18 protein-coding genes and 1 tRNA gene are annotated in these 18259 nt (G+C 48.1%); 6 read left to right on the forward strand and 13 right to left on the reverse strand.

The annotated features are described in order from the left end of the window. Nucleotides 1-166: 166 nt before the first annotated feature. Both rpsO and P2H89_RS11165 read right to left on the reverse strand, forming a co-directional pair. On the reverse strand, nt 167-439 hold the full coding sequence (rpsO, locus tag P2H89_RS11160; protein WP_275826822.1) for a 30S ribosomal protein S15: 273 nt from the start codon (nt 437-439) through the stop codon (nt 167-169). An 11-nt stretch (nt 440-450) separates the two neighbouring features. After that, on the reverse strand, nt 451-636 hold the full coding sequence (locus P2H89_RS11165) for a hypothetical protein (RefSeq protein WP_275826823.1): 186 nt from the start codon (nt 634-636) through the stop codon (nt 451-453). On the opposite strand from P2H89_RS11165, the gene P2H89_RS11170 reads away from it, so the two are divergent. After that, nucleotides 635-1720 (forward strand): glycosyltransferase, encoded by a 1086-nt coding sequence (locus P2H89_RS11170; protein WP_275826824.1) that lies wholly within the window; start codon nt 635-637, stop codon nt 1718-1720. The genes P2H89_RS11165 and P2H89_RS11170 overlap by 2 nt on opposite strands. 10 nt (nt 1721-1730) lie before the next feature. Beyond that, nucleotides 1731-2906 carry a glycosyltransferase gene (locus P2H89_RS11175; protein WP_275826825.1) on the forward strand — a complete coding sequence of 392 codons (1176 nt, stop codon included), beginning with the start codon at nt 1731-1733 and terminating at the stop codon, nt 2904-2906. Between the two features lie 20 nt (nt 2907-2926). Here P2H89_RS11175 and P2H89_RS11180 read toward each other — a convergent pair whose 3' ends face one another. From P2H89_RS11180 to P2H89_RS11220, 9 genes are all read right to left on the reverse strand, one after another. Next, on the reverse strand, nt 2927-3838 hold the full coding sequence (locus P2H89_RS11180; RefSeq protein ID WP_275826826.1) for a glycosyltransferase family 2 protein: 912 nt from the start codon (nt 3836-3838) through the stop codon (nt 2927-2929). Continuing rightward, entirely contained in the window at nt 3835-4524 is a 690-nt protein-coding gene (locus P2H89_RS11185) for an ATP-binding cassette domain-containing protein (RefSeq protein ID WP_275826827.1), read from the reverse strand. The genes P2H89_RS11180 and P2H89_RS11185 overlap by 4 nt, the downstream gene beginning before the upstream one ends. A 104-nt stretch (nt 4525-4628) precedes the next feature. Further along, nucleotides 4629-5153: a GNAT family N-acetyltransferase gene (locus tag P2H89_RS11190; RefSeq protein ID WP_275826828.1), complete on the reverse strand. Its 525-nt coding sequence runs from the start codon at nt 5151-5153 to the stop codon at nt 4629-4631. 44 nt (nt 5154-5197) lie between these two features. Continuing rightward, nucleotides 5198-5812: a hypothetical protein gene (locus P2H89_RS11195; protein WP_275826829.1), complete on the reverse strand. Its 615-nt coding sequence runs from the start codon at nt 5810-5812 to the stop codon at nt 5198-5200. A gap of 70 nt (nt 5813-5882) precedes the next feature. Further along, nucleotides 5883-6407: a hypothetical protein gene (locus P2H89_RS11200; RefSeq protein ID WP_275826830.1), complete on the reverse strand. Its 525-nt coding sequence runs from the start codon at nt 6405-6407 to the stop codon at nt 5883-5885. Nucleotides 6408-6479: 72 nt separating this feature from the next. Beyond that, nucleotides 6480-6878: a VOC family protein gene (locus P2H89_RS11205; protein ID WP_275826831.1), complete on the reverse strand. Its 399-nt coding sequence runs from the start codon at nt 6876-6878 to the stop codon at nt 6480-6482. Nucleotides 6879-6916: 38 nt separating this feature from the next. Next, nucleotides 6917-7675 (reverse strand): protein phosphatase 2C domain-containing protein, encoded by a 759-nt coding sequence (locus P2H89_RS11210; RefSeq protein ID WP_275826832.1) that lies wholly within the window; start codon nt 7673-7675, stop codon nt 6917-6919. Nucleotides 7676-7733: 58 nt separating this feature from the next. Continuing rightward, nucleotides 7734-8774 (reverse strand): hypothetical protein, encoded by a 1041-nt coding sequence (locus P2H89_RS11215; RefSeq protein WP_275826833.1) that lies wholly within the window; start codon nt 8772-8774, stop codon nt 7734-7736. 62 nt (nt 8775-8836) lie between these two features. Next, on the reverse strand, nt 8837-11071 hold the full coding sequence (locus tag P2H89_RS11220; RefSeq protein WP_275826834.1) for an FUSC family membrane protein: 2235 nt from the start codon (nt 11069-11071) through the stop codon (nt 8837-8839). A gap of 310 nt (nt 11072-11381) precedes the next feature. On the opposite strand from P2H89_RS11220, the gene P2H89_RS11225 reads away from it, so the two are divergent. Together P2H89_RS11225 and P2H89_RS11230 are read left to right on the forward strand one after the other, a co-directional pair. Further along, nucleotides 11382-11454 (forward strand) — tRNA-Lys (locus tag P2H89_RS11225). Between the two features lie 145 nt (nt 11455-11599). Then, nucleotides 11600-12757 carry a DEAD/DEAH box helicase gene (locus tag P2H89_RS11230; RefSeq protein WP_275826835.1) on the forward strand — a complete coding sequence of 386 codons (1158 nt, stop codon included), beginning with the start codon at nt 11600-11602 and terminating at the stop codon, nt 12755-12757. Nucleotides 12758-12798: 41 nt separating this feature from the next. Here the strand turns inward: P2H89_RS11230 and P2H89_RS11235 are convergent, their stop codons facing one another. Together P2H89_RS11235 and P2H89_RS11240 are read right to left on the reverse strand one after the other, a co-directional pair. Continuing rightward, nucleotides 12799-13344, reverse strand: coding sequence for a dihydrofolate reductase family protein (locus P2H89_RS11235; RefSeq protein ID WP_275826836.1), 546 nt, complete (start codon nt 13342-13344; stop codon nt 12799-12801). A 68-nt stretch (nt 13345-13412) separates the two neighbouring features. After that, nucleotides 13413-14177: an AraC family transcriptional regulator gene (locus P2H89_RS11240; protein ID WP_275826837.1), complete on the reverse strand. Its 765-nt coding sequence runs from the start codon at nt 14175-14177 to the stop codon at nt 13413-13415. A gap of 251 nt (nt 14178-14428) precedes the next feature. Between P2H89_RS11240 and P2H89_RS11245 the strand changes: the two genes are divergently transcribed. Continuing rightward, nucleotides 14429-16900: an ABC transporter permease gene (locus tag P2H89_RS11245; protein ID WP_275826838.1), complete on the forward strand. Its 2472-nt coding sequence runs from the start codon at nt 14429-14431 to the stop codon at nt 16898-16900. A gap of 211 nt (nt 16901-17111) precedes the next feature. Beyond that, nucleotides 17112-18224, forward strand: a complete 1113-nt coding sequence (locus P2H89_RS11250; RefSeq protein WP_275826839.1) for an acyltransferase — start codon at nt 17112-17114, stop codon at nt 18222-18224. The last annotated feature ends 35 nt before the right edge of the window (nt 18225-18259 follow it).

Genomic DNA, 18259 nt, shown 5'->3' on the forward strand with positions numbered 1-18259 from the left:
GTCTCAATTTTAGGTTGACGCACACAAACGCGTAGGCGGGAAGGATTGGCTTGTGGGTGCAACCGGTTTAAAATACATTTTTTGGCGTCGAACCAGAATATCAGTAAAACAAGTATTCCCAACCGATAAACTTCAGTTGGGAATAATATCTTAGAGCGTGTTCTGATTATTTTCTGATTCCGAGTTTCTCGATCAGTGCGCGATAACCCTGGAGGTTATGCTTGCTCAGATAGTTCAGCAGGCGTTTGCGCTGACCTACCAGTCTCATCAATCCACGCTGAGTAGAGAAATCATGCTTGTTTTGTCTGAGGTGTGCGGAAATTCCGTTGATGCGCTCAGTCATCAAAGCAATTTGTCCTTCGATAGAACCAGTGTTGCCAGCTGTTCCACCATACTGCGTGAAGATATCAGATACTTTTTCTTTAGTTAAATACGGCATCTCAATTTTTTTTAAACATCCAAATTTTTACTTCTTCTATAATTTGGCGGCAAAGGTATGGAATTAATCGTGATTTCAATATCTTGCCTGTCCGTTTTTTTTCTTATCCAGATCGAACGGGGGCGGCAAAGATATGGAATACCGCCGGCCCAAATACCTTTAAAAAGAACTAAAAACCAGCGTTCTACTGCCTGCATGAAGCAACTTGTTTTTCCCGTCACCAATGACCTTAATTATGATCAGCGCATGATCCGCATCTGCACATCGCTGAGCCGGGCAGGTTACGCGGTCACGTTGATCGGGAGGCACATGCCAGGTTCGGTTCCGCTGGTGAAGCAGCCCTTCCGGCAGAGACGGCTCCGCTGCTTTTTCACCAAGGGAAAAGGGTTTTACATTGAATATAATATAAGGCTGTTTTTCTTTCTGATATTCAATAAAATAGACGTCATTTGCGCGGTCGATCTGGACACTATCCTACCTTGCTATTGGGTATCGGTACTTAAGAGGATTCCCCGGGTTTATGATGCGCATGAGCTGTTTTGCGAAATGAAAGAGGTGGTAACCCGGCCGGTGATATACCGGCTTTGGAAACGGGTGGAGCGTTTTGCCGTACCCCGGTTCAAGACAGGCTATACGGTGAACCAACCGATCGCCCAGGTGTTTAAGGATAATTATCAGGTTGATTATGAAGTAGTGAGAAATGTTCCGGTGCTGCAAGAACTCAATGTCCCTGATAAGGTCGAAAAATACGTTCTTTACCAGGGCTGGGTGAACGAGGGACGGAGTTTTGAGACGCTGATCCCGGCCATGGCGCAGGTGGACGCCAAACTCATTATTTGTGGAGATGGCAACTTTATGGCCCAGGCCAGGGCGCTGGTAGCGGAACATGGATTGGCCGAAAAGGTCATTTTCAAAGGACGGGTGTTGCCACAAGAATTATGTGGATATACCGTTAATGCCTGGATCGGCGTGACTTTGTTTGAAAATAAGGGGCTGAGTAATTATTATTCGCTCGCGAACCGTTTCTTTGACTATATGCAGGCAGGAATTCCACAATTGGCTGTGGATTATCCGGTTTACCGGGAAATAAACAATCAGTATCCAATTGCTGTTCTAATTAACGATCTGTCCCCGAACAGTATTGCCGTTCAACTTAACAGATTGTTAAATGACGAACAATTGTACAGGGAATTACAACAAAACTGCCTCGCTGCGAGAACTGTTTTTAATTGGCAACAGGAAGAAAAGAAACTGATTGCTTTTTATTCATCGATTAGCTGAGCATTGTATTTTGGAAAAGCACTTACATATTGTTTCGTCTGACGTTCCCTACCCGGTAGATTACGGTGGTGTGATAGATGTTTTTTGTACTGTAAAGGCCCTGCACGAAGCTGGCGTAAAAGTGCAACTCCATTGTTTTGATGATGGCAAGGGCCAGCAGCCGGAGCTCGACCAGTATTGCGAAGCCGTTCACTATTACCAGCGGCTGAGTGGTCATAAATGTATCTCTCCCAAACTTCCTTATATCGTGGCCTCGCGTTCGTGCAACCAGTTGCGCGAGAAATTGCTGCAGGACAATCACCCCATTCTATTACAAGGTATTCAATGTACCTACCTGCTGAACGACGATCGGTTCGATGACCGGCAGATCTTCGTGCGGCTGATGAATGTGGAGCACGAGTACTACGAACAGTTGTGCAAAACGACCACGGTATTGCAACCGCTTAAAAAGATCTATTACCACCACGAGAGCCGCTTGCTCAAAAATTACGAGAAGAACATTGCCGATAAGGCGATCTTCCTGGCGCTGTCGGAGAAAGATGTTGCCATTTACCGGCAGAAGCTGCATGCCCGTAATGTGGTGTGCCTGCCTCCGATGCTGCCATTTACCTCCATAGAAGCGGAAACCGGCATTGGTTGTTTTTGCCTGTACCACGGCAACCTTTCGGTAGAAGAAAATGAAGAAGCCGCCATCTGGCTGCTGAATAATATATTCAACAAGATCGATGTACCTTTTATTATCGCCGGTAAGCATCCTTCGCCACGTTTGCAGCGTGAAGTGGACCTGCACGGGCATGCCTGCCTGATCGCAAATCCCTCGGCCAAGGAAATGCGTGACCTGATCCGCAAGGCGCAGATCAATGTGCTCCCTTCCTTCTGTCGCAAAAGCCGCTCGGTAAAACTCCTCAATGCATTATTTGGCGGACGACATTGTGTGGTGAACCCCACTATGGTGAGCAGCTCGGGACTCGACACAGCCTGTCACGTAGCTACTACGCCCGAAGCCTTCCAATCGATCATCATTCAACTTTATCACCAGCCTTTCGACGAGCATGAATTAAAGCTGCGGCAGGAGATCCTCCACCCCTTCCTGAACCAGGGGCAGCTTACCCGCCAGCTGATGGGCATTATCTGGCAAAAGGAAGGAGAAGATCATAGTTGCTGTGGCGGAGGTTGCCACTCGTAGTATTCCCTGTTTTCCGGCATTTATGGTCTGTGGCTGCCAGCTTTCTGCTGCTGAAGGCGGGAAAAATAAGCCAGCCTGTAGAGATCGAATAGCCTTAGGGAGGGATGGCAGCTATGCAGGTTTCGAAGTACATACCTTTCCAACAATTTATTGATCCATACCGGCGCCCACGTGAGGCGCCATTTTTTTAATGCCTGGTGCACCCGAAAAAGCTTCACATGACGTGTGAGATCTTCTTCCGGAATGGTAGTGCTGATCTTCGAGAGATTCGCGAGGGCGTCTTTCGATTTTTCGATGAACTTTCCGGCAGTTTCCAGTCCGTCGTGCAGCACAGGATTATCGATAGGCACTACCGGTATACCCGCCTGCTCGAGCAGGATGCCGATCCAGGTATCTTCGTGTCCATACCCTTCCCACTGAGCGCCAATCTTCAGCTGGTTGAATATCCAGGCTGGTATCATGAAATTATTGGTCATGAAAGCGGGCTGGTGCTTTTTGCCGGGATGCCGGCTTTCTCTATGCGTACCGTACTGCCAATGCAGGTGCAACTGGCAATTTTCCGGGGGCGTGGTAGTATATGTTCTGCCCCCCACAATGGCTGCAGGCTGCTGGCCAATGGCTTTTTCGTATTGGCGGACAAACAGGCCTGAATCGATAACGCTGTCTCCATCGAGGAAGAGCAGCCACTCCCCTGCCGCTTCTTTGGCGAGGAACTGTCGTACTTTGAGGCGACCGTAGTTTTTATGCAGTGGTATGTAGCGAACACCCGGCAAGGAGGTAATGGACTCATTGTCCTCCAGCGTGTGTACTTCCGATCCATCGTCCATTACGATGATCTCACCGCCGTTTTCTAAATGGGAAAGCCCGGCACTCAGCCGGGCTATCAATATTTTTACATCCTGGTTATATACGGGTATCAGGACAGATATCATACCATATCGATGCTAGCATTGTCGATGACCCGGCCGCGTTCGGTACGCACCATACGGGCAGGGAACTTGTTGATCACGATATAATCATGGGTAGCCATGACGATGGCGGTGCCATAATCGCGGCTGATGTGGAACAGCAGTTGCATGATCTCGTCGGAGGTTTCGGGATCGAGGTTACCGGTAGGCTCATCGGCCAGGATAAGTTTAGGCGAATTGAGCAGCGCCCGTGCTACATCCACCCTTTGTTGTTCGCCACCACTCAGCTCGAACGGCATTTTGAACCCTTTGGATTTAAGCCCTACTTTATCCAGTACGTCGGTGATCTTTTCATCCATGAGCTTTTCGTCCTTCCAGCCGGTAGCGCGCAATACAAACTTGAGGTTATCATTGACATTGCGGTCCATGAGCAATTGGAAATCCTGGAATACCACCCCGAGGTTGCGGCGCAGGAAGGGTACTTTTTTCCAATCCATTTCCCGGAGATTAAAGCCCACCACACTGCAGTCGCCTTCTTTGAGGTGCAGATCGCCGTAGAGGGTTTTGAGCAGGCTTGATTTTCCGGTACCGGTCTTCCCCACGAGGTACACGAATTCACCTTTTTGTACCCGGAGGTTTACATCCTGTAATACGAGATTGGTGCCCTGATAAATATTTGCGTGCTTCAGTTCTATGATTGCATCCTGCATAATATCCGGTTAAGTCAAACAAAAATAAGCAATTATGGAATAGAATGGTAGCCAGTCGCAGCAATTCGCTGAAGGTCATGTGTTCAACGTGACGAACGGCCGCATCACCCGCCGTGGAGGTGCGCTCCCATCAAAACGATGGGCGTTTGCTCGCCGGGCATCGTGATGAGGCGCTGGTAAGTAAGCCCCAGCTTTTCGAGCAGCTTTATGGAACGGGTATTGTCCTTGTTGGTGATGGCGAGTATGTGTTTCAATTGCAACTGTCGTTTGGCGTATTCGAGTACTGCCGTTGCGGCTTCGTAGGCATACCCCATACCATTGTAGGCGGCCAGGTAGGCAAAGCCGATGTCTTCATATTGCAGGGCTTCGCGTTTGATGAGGCCGCACATGCCTATGGCCAGTTGATCGCTTTTGCGCTGAACGAGCCAAAGTCCATAACCATCGTCGCGGTAGCTCTTAAGCGGTACATTGCGGATGTATTGAACAGCATCGTCGAGCGTACGCACTTTCTTATCGCCTATGAACTGCAGCCAGGCTGGTTCATTGAGCAGTTCCAATACGAAAGGCGAATCTGCAGTATTAAATTCCCGGACCAGGAGGCGTTCGGTTTCGGCGATTGTTGAACTCATTGCTTGCAATAAATTGGTTGACCTTTTCCCTTAAAGATACGGACTCAATCCTGTTCCCAGCGTCTTCTATCCGAACCCACCTGCCTCACAACGAGCCATTCATTGTCTTTGGCTTTTTTGAGCAGGCGCTTGCGGAGTTTTTTGGGGTAGAATATTTTGAGGGCCGTCTTTTTGCGCGGGTAGCTTTTCAGGATATCGAGCTGGCCCAGTATCTCATAGGCTGCCGAACCGCAGCGCATGCCAACAAGGGCATAGTCGTAGGGCGTTTGAGCCAGGTAGGCGGTAGCTATGCTATCGAACTTTTGTTTTTGCCAGGTCTCTACAGGGATGTATACAACGGTTCTTTTCATGCTGTCGGCATCGCCGCCGAGGAGGGCATAGAAGCTGGTTTCATCGTGGACGGCATAGGTGCTGTGAAAGTCCATCTTGCGTTTGAACACATGGAAATCGCCGCTGGGCAGGAAGTTGAGGATACGGTTACTGTCTATTTCAATACCTACATGACCGCCGAGGGTACCGCCAAACCATTTGGATTCTGTTTCCTTATAGTCTTTTGCGGGTCTTGAACCATACAGAAAATGAACTTTCAGGTAGCTGGTGTCGTTAGCGCAGGCCATGGTTGCAGGAATACAGCATAAGCAGAAGAGCAGGTACCGCATGCAGGAGGATTTGTAACGGTAATGTACAAAACTCCGGCAAGGGTGTGGTGGCCCTGTATGTTAAAGTTTTCTATTTTCCGGGTTCGATGATCTCCCATTTAGCCACATTGATAACCAGCTCGCTTTCTTTTTCAGTATCTCCGTTGGAAAACTGCAGCATGCCATCTTTGGCTTCCAGCTTGACAATGGATTTAGTGAGTCTCCCATCTTTCTGTTTGATGTTGCCGCTGTAGAGCGCCCACCCGACTGTAAAGTCGCCATTGAAATGGCATTCGATCGTCTCAAGATCGGTATCGAAAGTCACTTTCTCTTCTCCGGGCTCCTGTCCGCTGAATGTCAACAGTTTTGCCGCCGGATCCAGGGTAATCTCCGTTTGTATGTCCATTAACTTGCCGGTCTTGACTGACAGGACCTTCTCTCCATAAAACTTTACTTTTTCGCCGCAGGCACTGGCCGGCTGGGCAGTAGCGGCGGCTGTGCCTTTGGCATCCCGGCCCTTACCGATTGCATGGCCCGATTTGCGGGCTGGGTTGCAGGATACGATAACCAGGATGGTGAAGCAGGCCAGGGACGGCAAAAAATGTGCAAAGCGCATAGTCATTCGGTATGGGTGTTTATTTCCCATAAGTAAGACGATTGAACCCTTTGTTACCATTAGTGGCTGACATTATTTTCCTTGTGCCGGCTCTATCAGGTCCCACAAGTTGCTGTAGAGGTCGGCAAAGACCAGCACTTTCCCCCAGGTTTCCACGACGGGCTGGCGTATGATGGTGATATTGTGTTGCAGCAGGTTGGCATGATCCCGGTCGAGGTTGTCGGTATACAGGAAGAGAAAGACCCTTCCGCCGGTTTGGTTCCCTACCCTGCTTTGCTGCTCGTCGCTGGCCGCTTTGGCCAGGAGCAGACAACAGCCATCGGAACCGGGCGGCGCCACCACTACCCAACGTTTGGTGGGCGACATGACGGTGTCCTCTATTAGCGTAAAATGTAATTTCTTGGTATAAAATTCGATGGCTTCATCGTAGTCATTTACCACGAGGGCTATACGAGCAAGTGATTGTTGCATGGGGCGAATGGCATTGGTAAAAATGCAAATGTATTCAATTAGACAATCTTTCCGGCCGGGCCTGGATGCACGATCCGTACAATCGCAAAATCATCTCCCGGCTTTAATCCAAACTGATGTTCGAGCTTCTTCAATTTCAATTCCAGCATGTCGGGGTTTTCGGATTGTTCGGTGTTAGCCAAAAGGAAAGTTACGGGATCGATAGAGGGATTTTCCAGGGAATTGATCCTGGTAAACAGGCCAATACCATCAGTAGCAATGGACACATCCCTGCATTCATTCATAAATATTTTTTGAACCTGCTTCCCATACCAGCTTTCAAAATCTTCTGCCAGGTGAAATCCGATGTAATCTGGCTTGTTGTCCTGATCATATTCGGTGATGGTACCATTCACGGCAATCACACCGTCTCCTACCGTTAGTATTACACCTTGTCCTGTGCGTTGATTTAAGACAAGGAGAATCAAAGTCGTCAATAATTCGTCCTGATTCAATAACAACCTGCTTTTCAGGTCGGCCAGGTCCTTAAACAACTCAGCCAACACAGATCTCAACAGATCTTCTGGCGAATCTGGCTCTTGCTGTCGACCGTACAATGAGAGATAGCTTCTTTGCTTCACGATCTTTCGAAGCAGTTTACCCGTTAAAGTGGAAGCGAAATAACTGTCGGTACCCATGGTGCACCCATCCATGACGGCTGCAATAAGATGGTCGCTCCCAAGCTGTTCAACAAAATAATAATCTTCGCAATGATGAATGTGGTGTTCGCCGATTTGTAACGCAGTGTAGATATTCATGCAGGATCGGTTACAAATATAGCATTTTGCAGCCTTCGCAATACACCTCTCTACTGCCTCAATTTTCTCCCTGCTTCCTGAATCGCTTCAATATGGTGTCGCCTTCCTCGCTGTGTCGCCGCAGGTAGTCGTACATCAACTCGAATACGAGGTCGCGGGCGGTGTCCTCGATTTCGGGCATATCCAATTGATGGCGTACGGAACCTGCGTAATGGAAGTCGTTTCCCCGGATGGCGGCCGTCAATACCAGCCCGCGGGCTATCTTCTCGGGGCCCGCTTCGATTTCCGCTTCCCCTTTTTCTGCTGCCAGCTTTTGAATGGCCGACGAAAGTCCGGCGAGTACCCCGTCCACCAACGATCCGCCGCAGTGTGTTTGATGGTTATTCACGTATGATTCTATATAGCTGTCGGTACGCCCCCAATCTTCATAGCAGCAGCTCACCTGGTATACATACCCGTCGACCGTACGGCTCATATTCAATTTGCCGACCGGTTTGCGAAGGTCTTTTTGCGAAAGCAGATACTCCAGTTGGCCCGAAAGGCCTTCTTTATAGCAGAATACGTTACACTGAAACGCCCCTTTGTCTTCCACGCTAATGATCTTGACACCAGGGTTGAGATAGGCCAGTTTGCGTAAAAGAATATTGATGTGCTGATAATTGATGGCGCCGAATGTAAAGACTTCTTTGTCCGGGATCATGGAGATCATGATCCTGCTTCCTGTTTCATGGGTGGAAGCACCCGCCAGGTCGTACTTTCCTCTACTGCCGCAGAGGATCAGTTTAGCCCCGTCGTTGATGACCTCGATCTTAAATTTATTGCTTAAGGTGAGCGCTACTCCTACGCCCATATTCTGGTGGTTACCCAGGTCTTCCAGTCTGTTCAATTGATGAATAAAATGCGCGGCGTCGATATGCGTGACCTTGATGATCAATTCTTCCTGTCCAAACGCAAACTCAAGCGTTATGCCAGGACGTGCCAGTTCGATCAGTTCTTCAAATAGGTATTCCAATAACTGCTGAAAGCCTGAAAAATCAGTAGCGCCTAGAAACATTGCCGGTCTTTGCTGGACGCGACCGGCCCATTGGTAGGTAATCATAGCTTAAGGTGTAATGGTATTTCTGCAAAGATTAAAGCGGAATTAAAATTAAGGAATTATGGTTATTCCACTCTTCGTAGTTTCTCAATTATTTTCACTTGTTCGGTAGTGATAGAGTAGATCAACTGGAACTGATCGGTGATCGCCTTGAGGTCGGACAACGTTTTACGCACCGATTTCTCCGGTTTATCCGCCCCTGGCTGCATTTCCTGCCTTCTTTGTTCCAATAACTGTTGCAGCCTGGCACGTATGGGATACTCACTGGCTTTTTGGTCGATCTTGATGATCGCCTGGTTGTCGAGCACGTTCTCCGCATTTTGAAACTGGTCATCGACCTGTTTTGTAAGCGGCGCAAAATCGGGCGATGCGTATTGCGCCGCCGATCGCTGTGCATAGTATGACAGAGAAGCTATATGCGCATTGAGTAAATGACTGGTGGCAACAAACTGGTGGTATTGCGGCAAGCCTGGTTGCTTGTTCTTAGGTTCGGAGAGCATCCGCTGAAAATGATCCGACATGTTCGCGAGTGCCACAAAGGCTTCCTTCCGCGCCAACCGGTAATTGTTATTGGCCGGTGACTGACCGTTAAAGAACGCCGAAACTATATTGAAGTAATGACGGCTGGCCTGCAGTGACTTTTGAATGAAGGGTTCTATTTGCTCATGCTCCCACAAAGGCAATACAAATGTTGAAACAAGCCAGGCAATGAGCGAGCCTATGCCCGTATCCACGATTCTGTCCTGCAACACATCGGTAAGGCCGCTGGGATTCATAAAGTGAAAACTCAGCACCACATAAGTTGTAATACCTGCTGAACCTACGAGGTAATTCAATTTGAGGTAGCTGTAAGCCAGGATCATGGCCACGAGCATGATGATGAATTGTGCAGTGGTGTCTTTGATAAAATACAACACGCCAAACGAAAAGGCTGCACCGATAAGCGTGCCTGTCAACCTTTGAAAATTACGCTGCCGGGTTATGCTGTAAGCCGGTTTGAGGATGGTAACAATGGTGAGCAATATCCAGTAGCCATGGCCCAGGGGGTACAGGAGCGAAATGATATAACCAATCATCATAGCCAGGGTTACCCGGATGGCGTGCCTGAAATGGGATGACTGCAGACTGAGGTTGTCGACCAGGAGGCGGATGTTGAATTCCTGCCCGGCATTGTCCTGTTCTTCCAGGCGATCGGGATCGATATTTTTGGTTTTGCTGATACTCCGGTCATAAGTAGAATAATGGGCCAGCACGCCTATCCGCTCCACCAGGTCTTCGACGCTGTACAGGATATGCCGTAGTTTGATAAGCCCTTCGATGGTGTGGGGATTCAGCTGTTTGTCCCGATGGGCAAAAAAGGTATCGCTGGTTTCTTTAAAGGCAGCGTCGAGGGAATTATCGTCCCGGTAAGGCAGGCCCTCTTGTACCGCCAGGCCGATGCGGTGCAATTCGTCCGAGGCCATCATGATCATCCGGTGATAGACCTGGAGTATTTCGGTATCGTCAAACTCTTTGTGCAGGGCCTCATAGTCCTGTTGCGTGGTCATGATACGTTCGAAAAGGTCCATGCTGTCGAGGAACATCATCATCAGGATGCGCCCTTTGCTGGTAGATTCGAACATAACACGGCGGGCACGGAACAGCATTTCGCGCAGTTCGTCCTGGTGCAGGTGTGCCGATACCTGGATGCGCATCAGCTCGCGGTAAAGGTGCTCGTTGTCTCTTTCACGATCATAAAAAGCAGCCTTCACCCGGAGGTAATCGGCGATCTCCATCAAATTTTCCCCCAGCAATTGCTGAATAGGTTTAAAGGGCCTCAGGGTATAGAGGGTGAGACTGAGCAAGGCATACCAGGCGCCGCCGACGGTAAACCAGGCGGCATCGCGCCAGATATTGCTCGAAGCCAGGTGGCTGTCGATGTTGAATATGAACACGAGCAGGGCGATCAGGCCAATGGCATTGACCCGGTTTCCGTATACGCCGACCAGCGAAAAGAAAATGCCAAACACGACGATCTCGATACCTACGAGCCAGGGCGAGTGGCGGGTAAGGCCGACGATGACGACTATGATGAAGTTGAGGAGAATACTTACGGCCATACCGTTGCGGCGGTGCTGGGGCGGGCCAGGCGTGTCGGTGGTGCTTACCACGAGGGCGCCCAACGGTATGGCCATCATGGAGGTAAGCAGCCCGAAATGATTTAGGATGAGGGCCGGAATGATGGCGCCGGCGGTGATACGCACACCTGCATACAAATACTGACTACTGATAAACTTCCTGAATTCCCGGGTATAATCCATAGCGTGAAATCATAACTAATTTACACCCGGAATTGTTGGCGACCTCCGTTTTAGGGAGTTTAATTTTCTGTGACTCACTTAATTGTAAAATATTTTTTTGTAAATGGGAGAATTAGGTGCCTTGTGAAAATCAGGCCACTTCTGCGTTTCAGGAAAATTTAAAAAAACAAGCATTTTTCTTCCACACCATGTGAAAATAAAATGAAAAATAAATTTGGTACGATCTGTTTTTCGCGTACTTTTGCACTCCCAACAACGATATAACGGTCCTGAAAATGAGACAGTTACTAAGTTAAGAGGGAAATGGTCAGAACTCGTAGCTCAGTTGGTAGAGCACAACACTTTTAATGTTGGGGCCCTGGGTTCGAGTCCCAGCGGGTTCACCGGGAGAGGTCATCGAAAGATGACCTCTTTTTTTATGCAATGTATTGGCCTGGCGTGGCGGGTGAACCTGGGTTGTACGCCGCTCGATCAGCCGATTTTCTCCACTTGCTTTACAAACCATAAAACGCGGTAATTACTATAGCTTTGCGAAAAAAGAAGATGGCGTTTTCCGCATTGGGTTTATCTGCACCGTTATTAAAGGCAACAGGCGAGCAGTCATTTACACAGCCTACGCCTGTACAGCAGCAGGCTATTCCAGCTATCTTACAGGGAAAGGATATACTCGGCATATCTAAAACCGGCTCTGGCAAAACGGCCGGTTATGTATTGCCTATACTTGAATTATGTCAGCGCCGGGTAGAAAAGAAAGACAGGCATGTGCGGGTACTGGTAATGGTGCCCACCCGTGAGCTGGCTATACAGGTAAATGATGTTTGTAAAACCTTCTGCGCTTACCTCCCCAATAAGATAAAAACAATGGCGGTGTATGGTGGTGTTTCCATCAACCCGCAAATGATGGCCCTGCATGGCACCGAAATATTAATAGCTACGCCGGGCCGATTGATTGATCTGATAGACCATAAAGCCGTACACTTGTCACAAGTTGATATACTGGTGCTGGATGAAGCCGATAAAATGCTGGACCTGGGCTTTAAAGAGGAGATGGATAAAGTGTTTCAGCTGCTGCCGGCCAAACGCCAGAACCTGTTGTTCTCTGCCACTGCCAGTGAAGACATTAAGGATATGCAGCGTCACCTGCTGCACCAGCCGGTAACGATTGAAGTGGAAGAAGAAGAGCAGAGCATTGAACTGATTGAACAACTTGCCTATCATGTAACCGAGGCACGCAAAGGGCCGCTATTACGTTACCTGATCAAGCAGGAAGGTATGCAGCAGGTGCTGGTGTTTACTTCCGCCGTAAGAACGGCAGATAACCTTACCGGCAAACTTATCAAAAATAAGATCCAGGCAGCTTCTTTGCACGGCCACTTGAGCCAGACTGCCCGTCTTGAAACGCTGCAACGTTTTAAAGCAGGCAAGCTGCGGGTACTGGTAGCGTCTGATCTTGCTTCGCGGGGTATTGATATTCAGCAATTGCCTATAGTCATTAACTACGAGCTGCCACGTTCGCCCAAAGATTATATTCATCGAATCGGCCGAACCGGCAGGGCAGGAATTTCGGGCAGGGCTGTTTCGCTGATATGCCCTAATGACCAGCATCATTTTGGCATCATCCAGAAAAAGATGGGGAAAAAAGTAGAGATCCTGGAAAGTGACGATATTAATCTCCAGGGCTTTTAATAATTACGCCGGCAGACTTCCGCCTCAATATTGGCCTTACTTTATACTTTATAGGTAAGTAGTATAACGTTTTTGTCCAATTGCTTAAAATCTGAAAACTGCAGATGGCAATTTACCCCGTCCAAAAACAGTCGTTCCCCATTTCCAACTATGGAAGGATTGATCAATAGTTTCAATTCATCCACTATCCCTGCTTCCAGTAATGGCTTCACAAGAGAGGAACTTCCCTGAACCAAAATATATCCGCCATCCTCCCTTTTAACCTTCTCTATTTCTTTAATAAAATCTTTCCTGATAATAGTGGTATCACCCCAAGGGGCTTTTTTTAGTGTTGAGGACACAACATATTTTTTGCAGTTGTTTAATTTGTTGGCAACGCCTTGCTCATCGTGTTTGAAAGAAGACCAATAAAGATAAAGCATTTCGTAGGTGTTTCTTCCGTACAGCATAATCTCACAACTATTGATAGTATCCTGGATATATTGCTGACGGCTTATGCTGTCAAATGGCAACCACCATTTAGTCATTGAACTTGCATCAAATATTCCGTCTAATGAAACCCATTCCGTAATTATTAATTTACGCATTTGTTTTATTTTTTGACAAAGCTAGAAGTATCGAACTTTGAAAAATAGAACGGTTCCGACAAAATAGGTTATTGAACATTGCTGATACTTAAATATTCAGTCGGCGTAATTAAGGTAAACTCTTTAAATACCTTAATATAGTGGCTTTGATCTGCATAACCGTTATTGAATGCTATATCAGTAAGATTCTTGAATTGCCCGTTGTTCAATTGCTGAAATGCTTTATTGAATTGGCTTATTCTGCGAAATTGATTGGGCGAAACGCCCACATTCTTATCAAACCAACGCTGAAACGATCTTTCAGTCATACAAAGCTCACTTTGAACCTGAGCTAGAATATTCCCGATTGGATTTTGTAAAATCTTTTCTATTGCATATCTACTCCTATTAGTGTCCAGCTTTGCTTTCGCAATTAACCCTGTGATATAATCATCAAGCAGAGAAAGTTTTTTGTTAAGTGTTTTTGCATTCAGCAATTGTTCCTGCAAAGCTGAATTACCTACAACCAAATTAAGGTCAACAGGATTGTCTGTCAACTCGTTTGCCCGAATGCCAAACAAAGATGGCAGGGATTGTGGTGTTAAGAAATAAGCAATAAGCGTAAATTCTCCATCCAGAAAAAGTTGGTCGGGTAAAACTGTCTGACCAAAAAGTGTCAGGTAGTTGGATTGGTTTTTAAGTTGCCCTTTTGTGGTTTGAAAAACAAGCGTTGGTGTCCCGTTAGCGAATAGGGGCAATGTAAAAGGCTTTCTGCCTTGATAATTTTCAATTACCAAAATCCCCTTAACATATCCTGAAACGCTGTCAGCAATTATTGGATGAGTTATCTTCATTTCTTAGAATGTCAGTGAGTAATAGCAATTTACCCCAAAAAGTGTAGCTCTTAATCAATGACAAAGGTGAGGCTTCCGGCCTATTAGGGGCCATGAACTTCTTACCTTGTCTCTAATTCGGGCACTTCTTGTATCGTAACCGAACAGCGAAGAATACCTATATGGGCCATAAAAAACTGTTTATCAAGTATATATTGGTTCGGCATTCTGTTTGAACAGCTACCGGCGTGTTTTCTCCAAATTAACTCCTCATGCTGAAAAACTATTGGATCGTGGCCTGGCGTAGCCTTGTCCGCAATAAAATATATAGCCTCATCAATGTGCTGGGCCTGGCGTTGGGTATCTGTGCCTGTCTGGTCATATACCTGATCACGCGCTACGAATTCAGTTTTGACACCTTTCACCCCGACCGCGACCGCATCTTTTGCGTGGATGCTGTGATGCATGGCAACCATATGAATAGCGTTCCTGGCCCTATGCCGGCCGCCATGCGCCAGGAAATGACCGGCTTTCAGAGCGTGGCCGCCATTCAGCCCTATTCTGCCAGTGCAACAATACCAAGTGACCGTCAGGAAGAACCGCAACGCTTTGACGACGACGGCAGCCTGGCTATCGCGGAACCACAATACTTCGATATTTTTCCCCACCGGTGGCTAAGTGGAAATGCGAACTCCGCGCTCACAATGCCCAACTCGGTAGTACTTACCGCGGATAAGGCCAGAAAATACTTCGGCGATGTTGACCCGGACAGTGTCATTGGCCAGACCATTTATTATCAGGATTCGCTGATGGTCACTGTTACAGGCGTCGTTGCCGGTTGGACAAGTAACAGTGACGTTGATTATGGCCAATGGATCTCTTATGCTACCATCCCCGTTAGTTTCCTTCGGCAAGAGATAAAGCTGGATGCCTGGAACCAATTCCATCGTTCCAGCCAGGTCATGATCAAACTGGCAAAGGACGTAAAGCCATCACAGATCGATGCACAATTCACGGCCTTTGCAAAACGGCACTACGGTTCTCAACCACCGTTGGCCGCCCGTTTGAAACCGCTGTCGGACATCCATTTTCACCAGGAAAATGGTGGCACCCGCAGAAAGGCCAGCCTACCTGTCTTGTATACGCTCATAGCCGTGGCAGGCTTTATCCTTATACTGGCTATTGTGAATTTTGTCAATTTGTCCACCGCCCAATCTATGCAACGAGCGAGAGAGATCGGCGTCCGAAAAGTACTGGGTGGCAACAAGTCGGGCATCGCCTTGCAGTTTTTTACCGAAACCCTGGTGTTGACGGTAGCAGCGGTGGGCCTTGCGGTGCTGATGGTAAAGCCGGTGTTCAGCTGGTTTGCTGATCTGATACCAGCCGGCGTTCATTTCCAGGTGGATGGTGCTACACTTTTATTTTTAGGGCTTGTAATCGTGGCGACTACACTGCTGGCGGGCTTTTATCCGGCTAAAGTACTAGGAAACTATCAGCCCACGGTGACCCTGAAAGGCATCGCTGCGACATCAGGCGGCGGTAAAGGGGTGTTGCGCAGAGGACTTATCGTGTTCCAATTTACCATATCGCTGTTGTTCATTATAGCGTCTGTCGTCATTGGCTCGCAGCTGCGGTACGCGCTGCGCGCGGACCTTGGTTTCAAAACGGATGCGATCCTCACGATCAGCCGTCCGCATGACAACAGAATGAGCGGAACGGGTTTCTCGTCGGACAAAACACAGATCCGGCAACGGGCTACCGAAGAGCCGGGCAAGATAGCGGTACTGACGAATAAGATCCGGCAACTGGCTGGCGTAGAGAAGGTGATCAAAGAGTGGAAGTCGCCGATGGGACAGGACCATAGAGGATTCGAAGGCGGCGGACTGAAAAACAGCGATGAGAAGCCGATCAATATTTCCTATCATTACGGCAATGAAGATTACGTGCCTTTTTATGAGATGAAGCTGGTGGCGGGGCGTAATTTGCTACCAAGCGACAATACCAGGGAATTGCTGATCAGTGAGGCTTGTGCCCGCGCATTGGGCTTTTCCGATGTGAGCAAAGCCATTGGACACGAGTTGGTCATCAGCCCCTTCGAAACCTATCCGGTAGCCGGCGTGGTGGCCGATTTCTATGAGAACTCTTTTCACAAGACGACCTGGCCAATCATCATCCGGCACGACCCCACGCAGGAAACCACCATTGCGGTTAAGATCGCCGCAAAGAATATGACCGCCGGCGAGTTGAAGACCCTCATCGGCCATATGGAGACGGCCTGGAAGGCCATTTTCCCCGGGCAGCCGTTTAGCTATGCTTTCCTGGACGAGAGCATCGCCAATATGTATGCCGACGATCTTCGGACCGAACGGTTGACCAATGTGGTGATGGGGATCACTGTTTTTATCTCTTGTTTAGGTCTGCTCGGTCTGGCCATTTTTTCTACGGAAAAAAGGACCAAAGAGATCGGCATCCGAAAGGTTTTAGGAGCCACTGTACCCGGTATTATGGTGATGCTTTGCAAAGATATTGTGCTGCTGATCGGGATCGCCTTGCTGATTGCCAGCCCGCTGGCCTGGTATTTCATGCATGGCTGGCTGCAGGGCTTTGCCTACCGCACAGCGCTTAGCGGCTGGATGTTTGTAGCAGCAGGAGCGGCGGCCATTGGGATGGCGCTGCTTACTGTAGGATTTCAGGCGATGAGGGCAGCCAGGGCTAATCCTGTTAAATCATTGCGTACCGAATAACTTCAACGTCCTAAAAAGCGGTTCTAAAGGTGTTCAATCCGAAAGAGGTCATCGAAAGGTGACCTCTCCTTTTTTACCATTTGTAAAAATGAGATGATTTGTCGATACTTTGAGACTCCTTGTTGAAATCCGGAAGGTCAATTTAAATTAATCTTACAGATTCAATCGATAGCAATTTTAAAACGTATCTAAGTACCCTATCTGAAGACGAATGAATCATAATTCACTTTCCACAAAGCCACATTACCTCATATTAGATGGATTACGTGGAGTCGCAGCCATTATCGTTGTAACGTTTCACCTGACCGAGCCCTTAGGAACCGGGCACCTGGATATCCTGGTCAACCACGGCTACCTGGCCGTTGATTTTTTCTTTCTGCTGTCTGGCTATGTGATCGGTTATGCTTATGACGATCGCTGGCAAAAAATGACCATCGGCACATTCATGAAGCGACGGATCGAACGGCTTCATCCCATGGTGGTGTTGGGGATGACCCTTGGGGCAATCGGTTTCTATTTTACTGATTCAACGATCTGGCCGCTCATCCATACTATTCCCCTATGGAAAATGCTGCTGGTGCTGTTCATTGGCTATACTATACTGCCTGTTCCCTTATCCATGGATATACGGGGTTGGGAAGAAATGCACCCGCTCAATAGCGTGGGCTGGTCATTGTTCTTTGAATACATTGCCAATATCCTGTATGCCATTGGCATCCGGAAGTTGTCAAAAAAAGTGTTGGGTATTTTGGTGTTGATCGCGGCCGTAGCGCTCGCTCACCTGGCCATTACCAGCCCCAATGGGGATGTCAGCGGCGGTTGGACACTAAACGCAGAACATCTGCGCGTGGGTTTTACCCGGACGATGTATCCCTTCTTTGCAGGTCTGCTGCTTTCAAGGATAGCCAAACCAACGCGCATAAAGCATGCCTTTTTATGGAGCAGCCTCCTGGTAGCCCTTGTTCTGTATATGCCACGCATAGGCGGTGCTGAGCATCTGTGGATGAATGGGGTCTATGAATCAGTTTGTATCATCATTGTTTTTCCGCTTATTGTTTACCTGGGTGCCAGCGGCGTGGTACATACAGAGAGCGAACGCAGGATATGCAAATTCTTAGGCGATATCTCCTATCCGCTTTACCTCGTACATTATCCGCTGGTATACTTTTATGTCGCCTGGATCAGCAACCACAAAGGTGTCACCATCGCACAGGCATGGCCTTATGCATTGTCGATCTTAATAGGCTCTATTATCCTGGCGTATGCCACCTTGAAATGGTATGATGAGCCGGTACGCAAATGGCTGAGGAAAAAACTGGGATAAGCAAAAGGTATCCCGGGTAGGTTTAATAAACGACC

The organism is Paraflavitalea sp. CAU 1676 (assembly GCF_029223285.1).
Classification (GTDB): Bacteria; Bacteroidota; Bacteroidia; order Chitinophagales; family Chitinophagaceae; genus Paraflavitalea.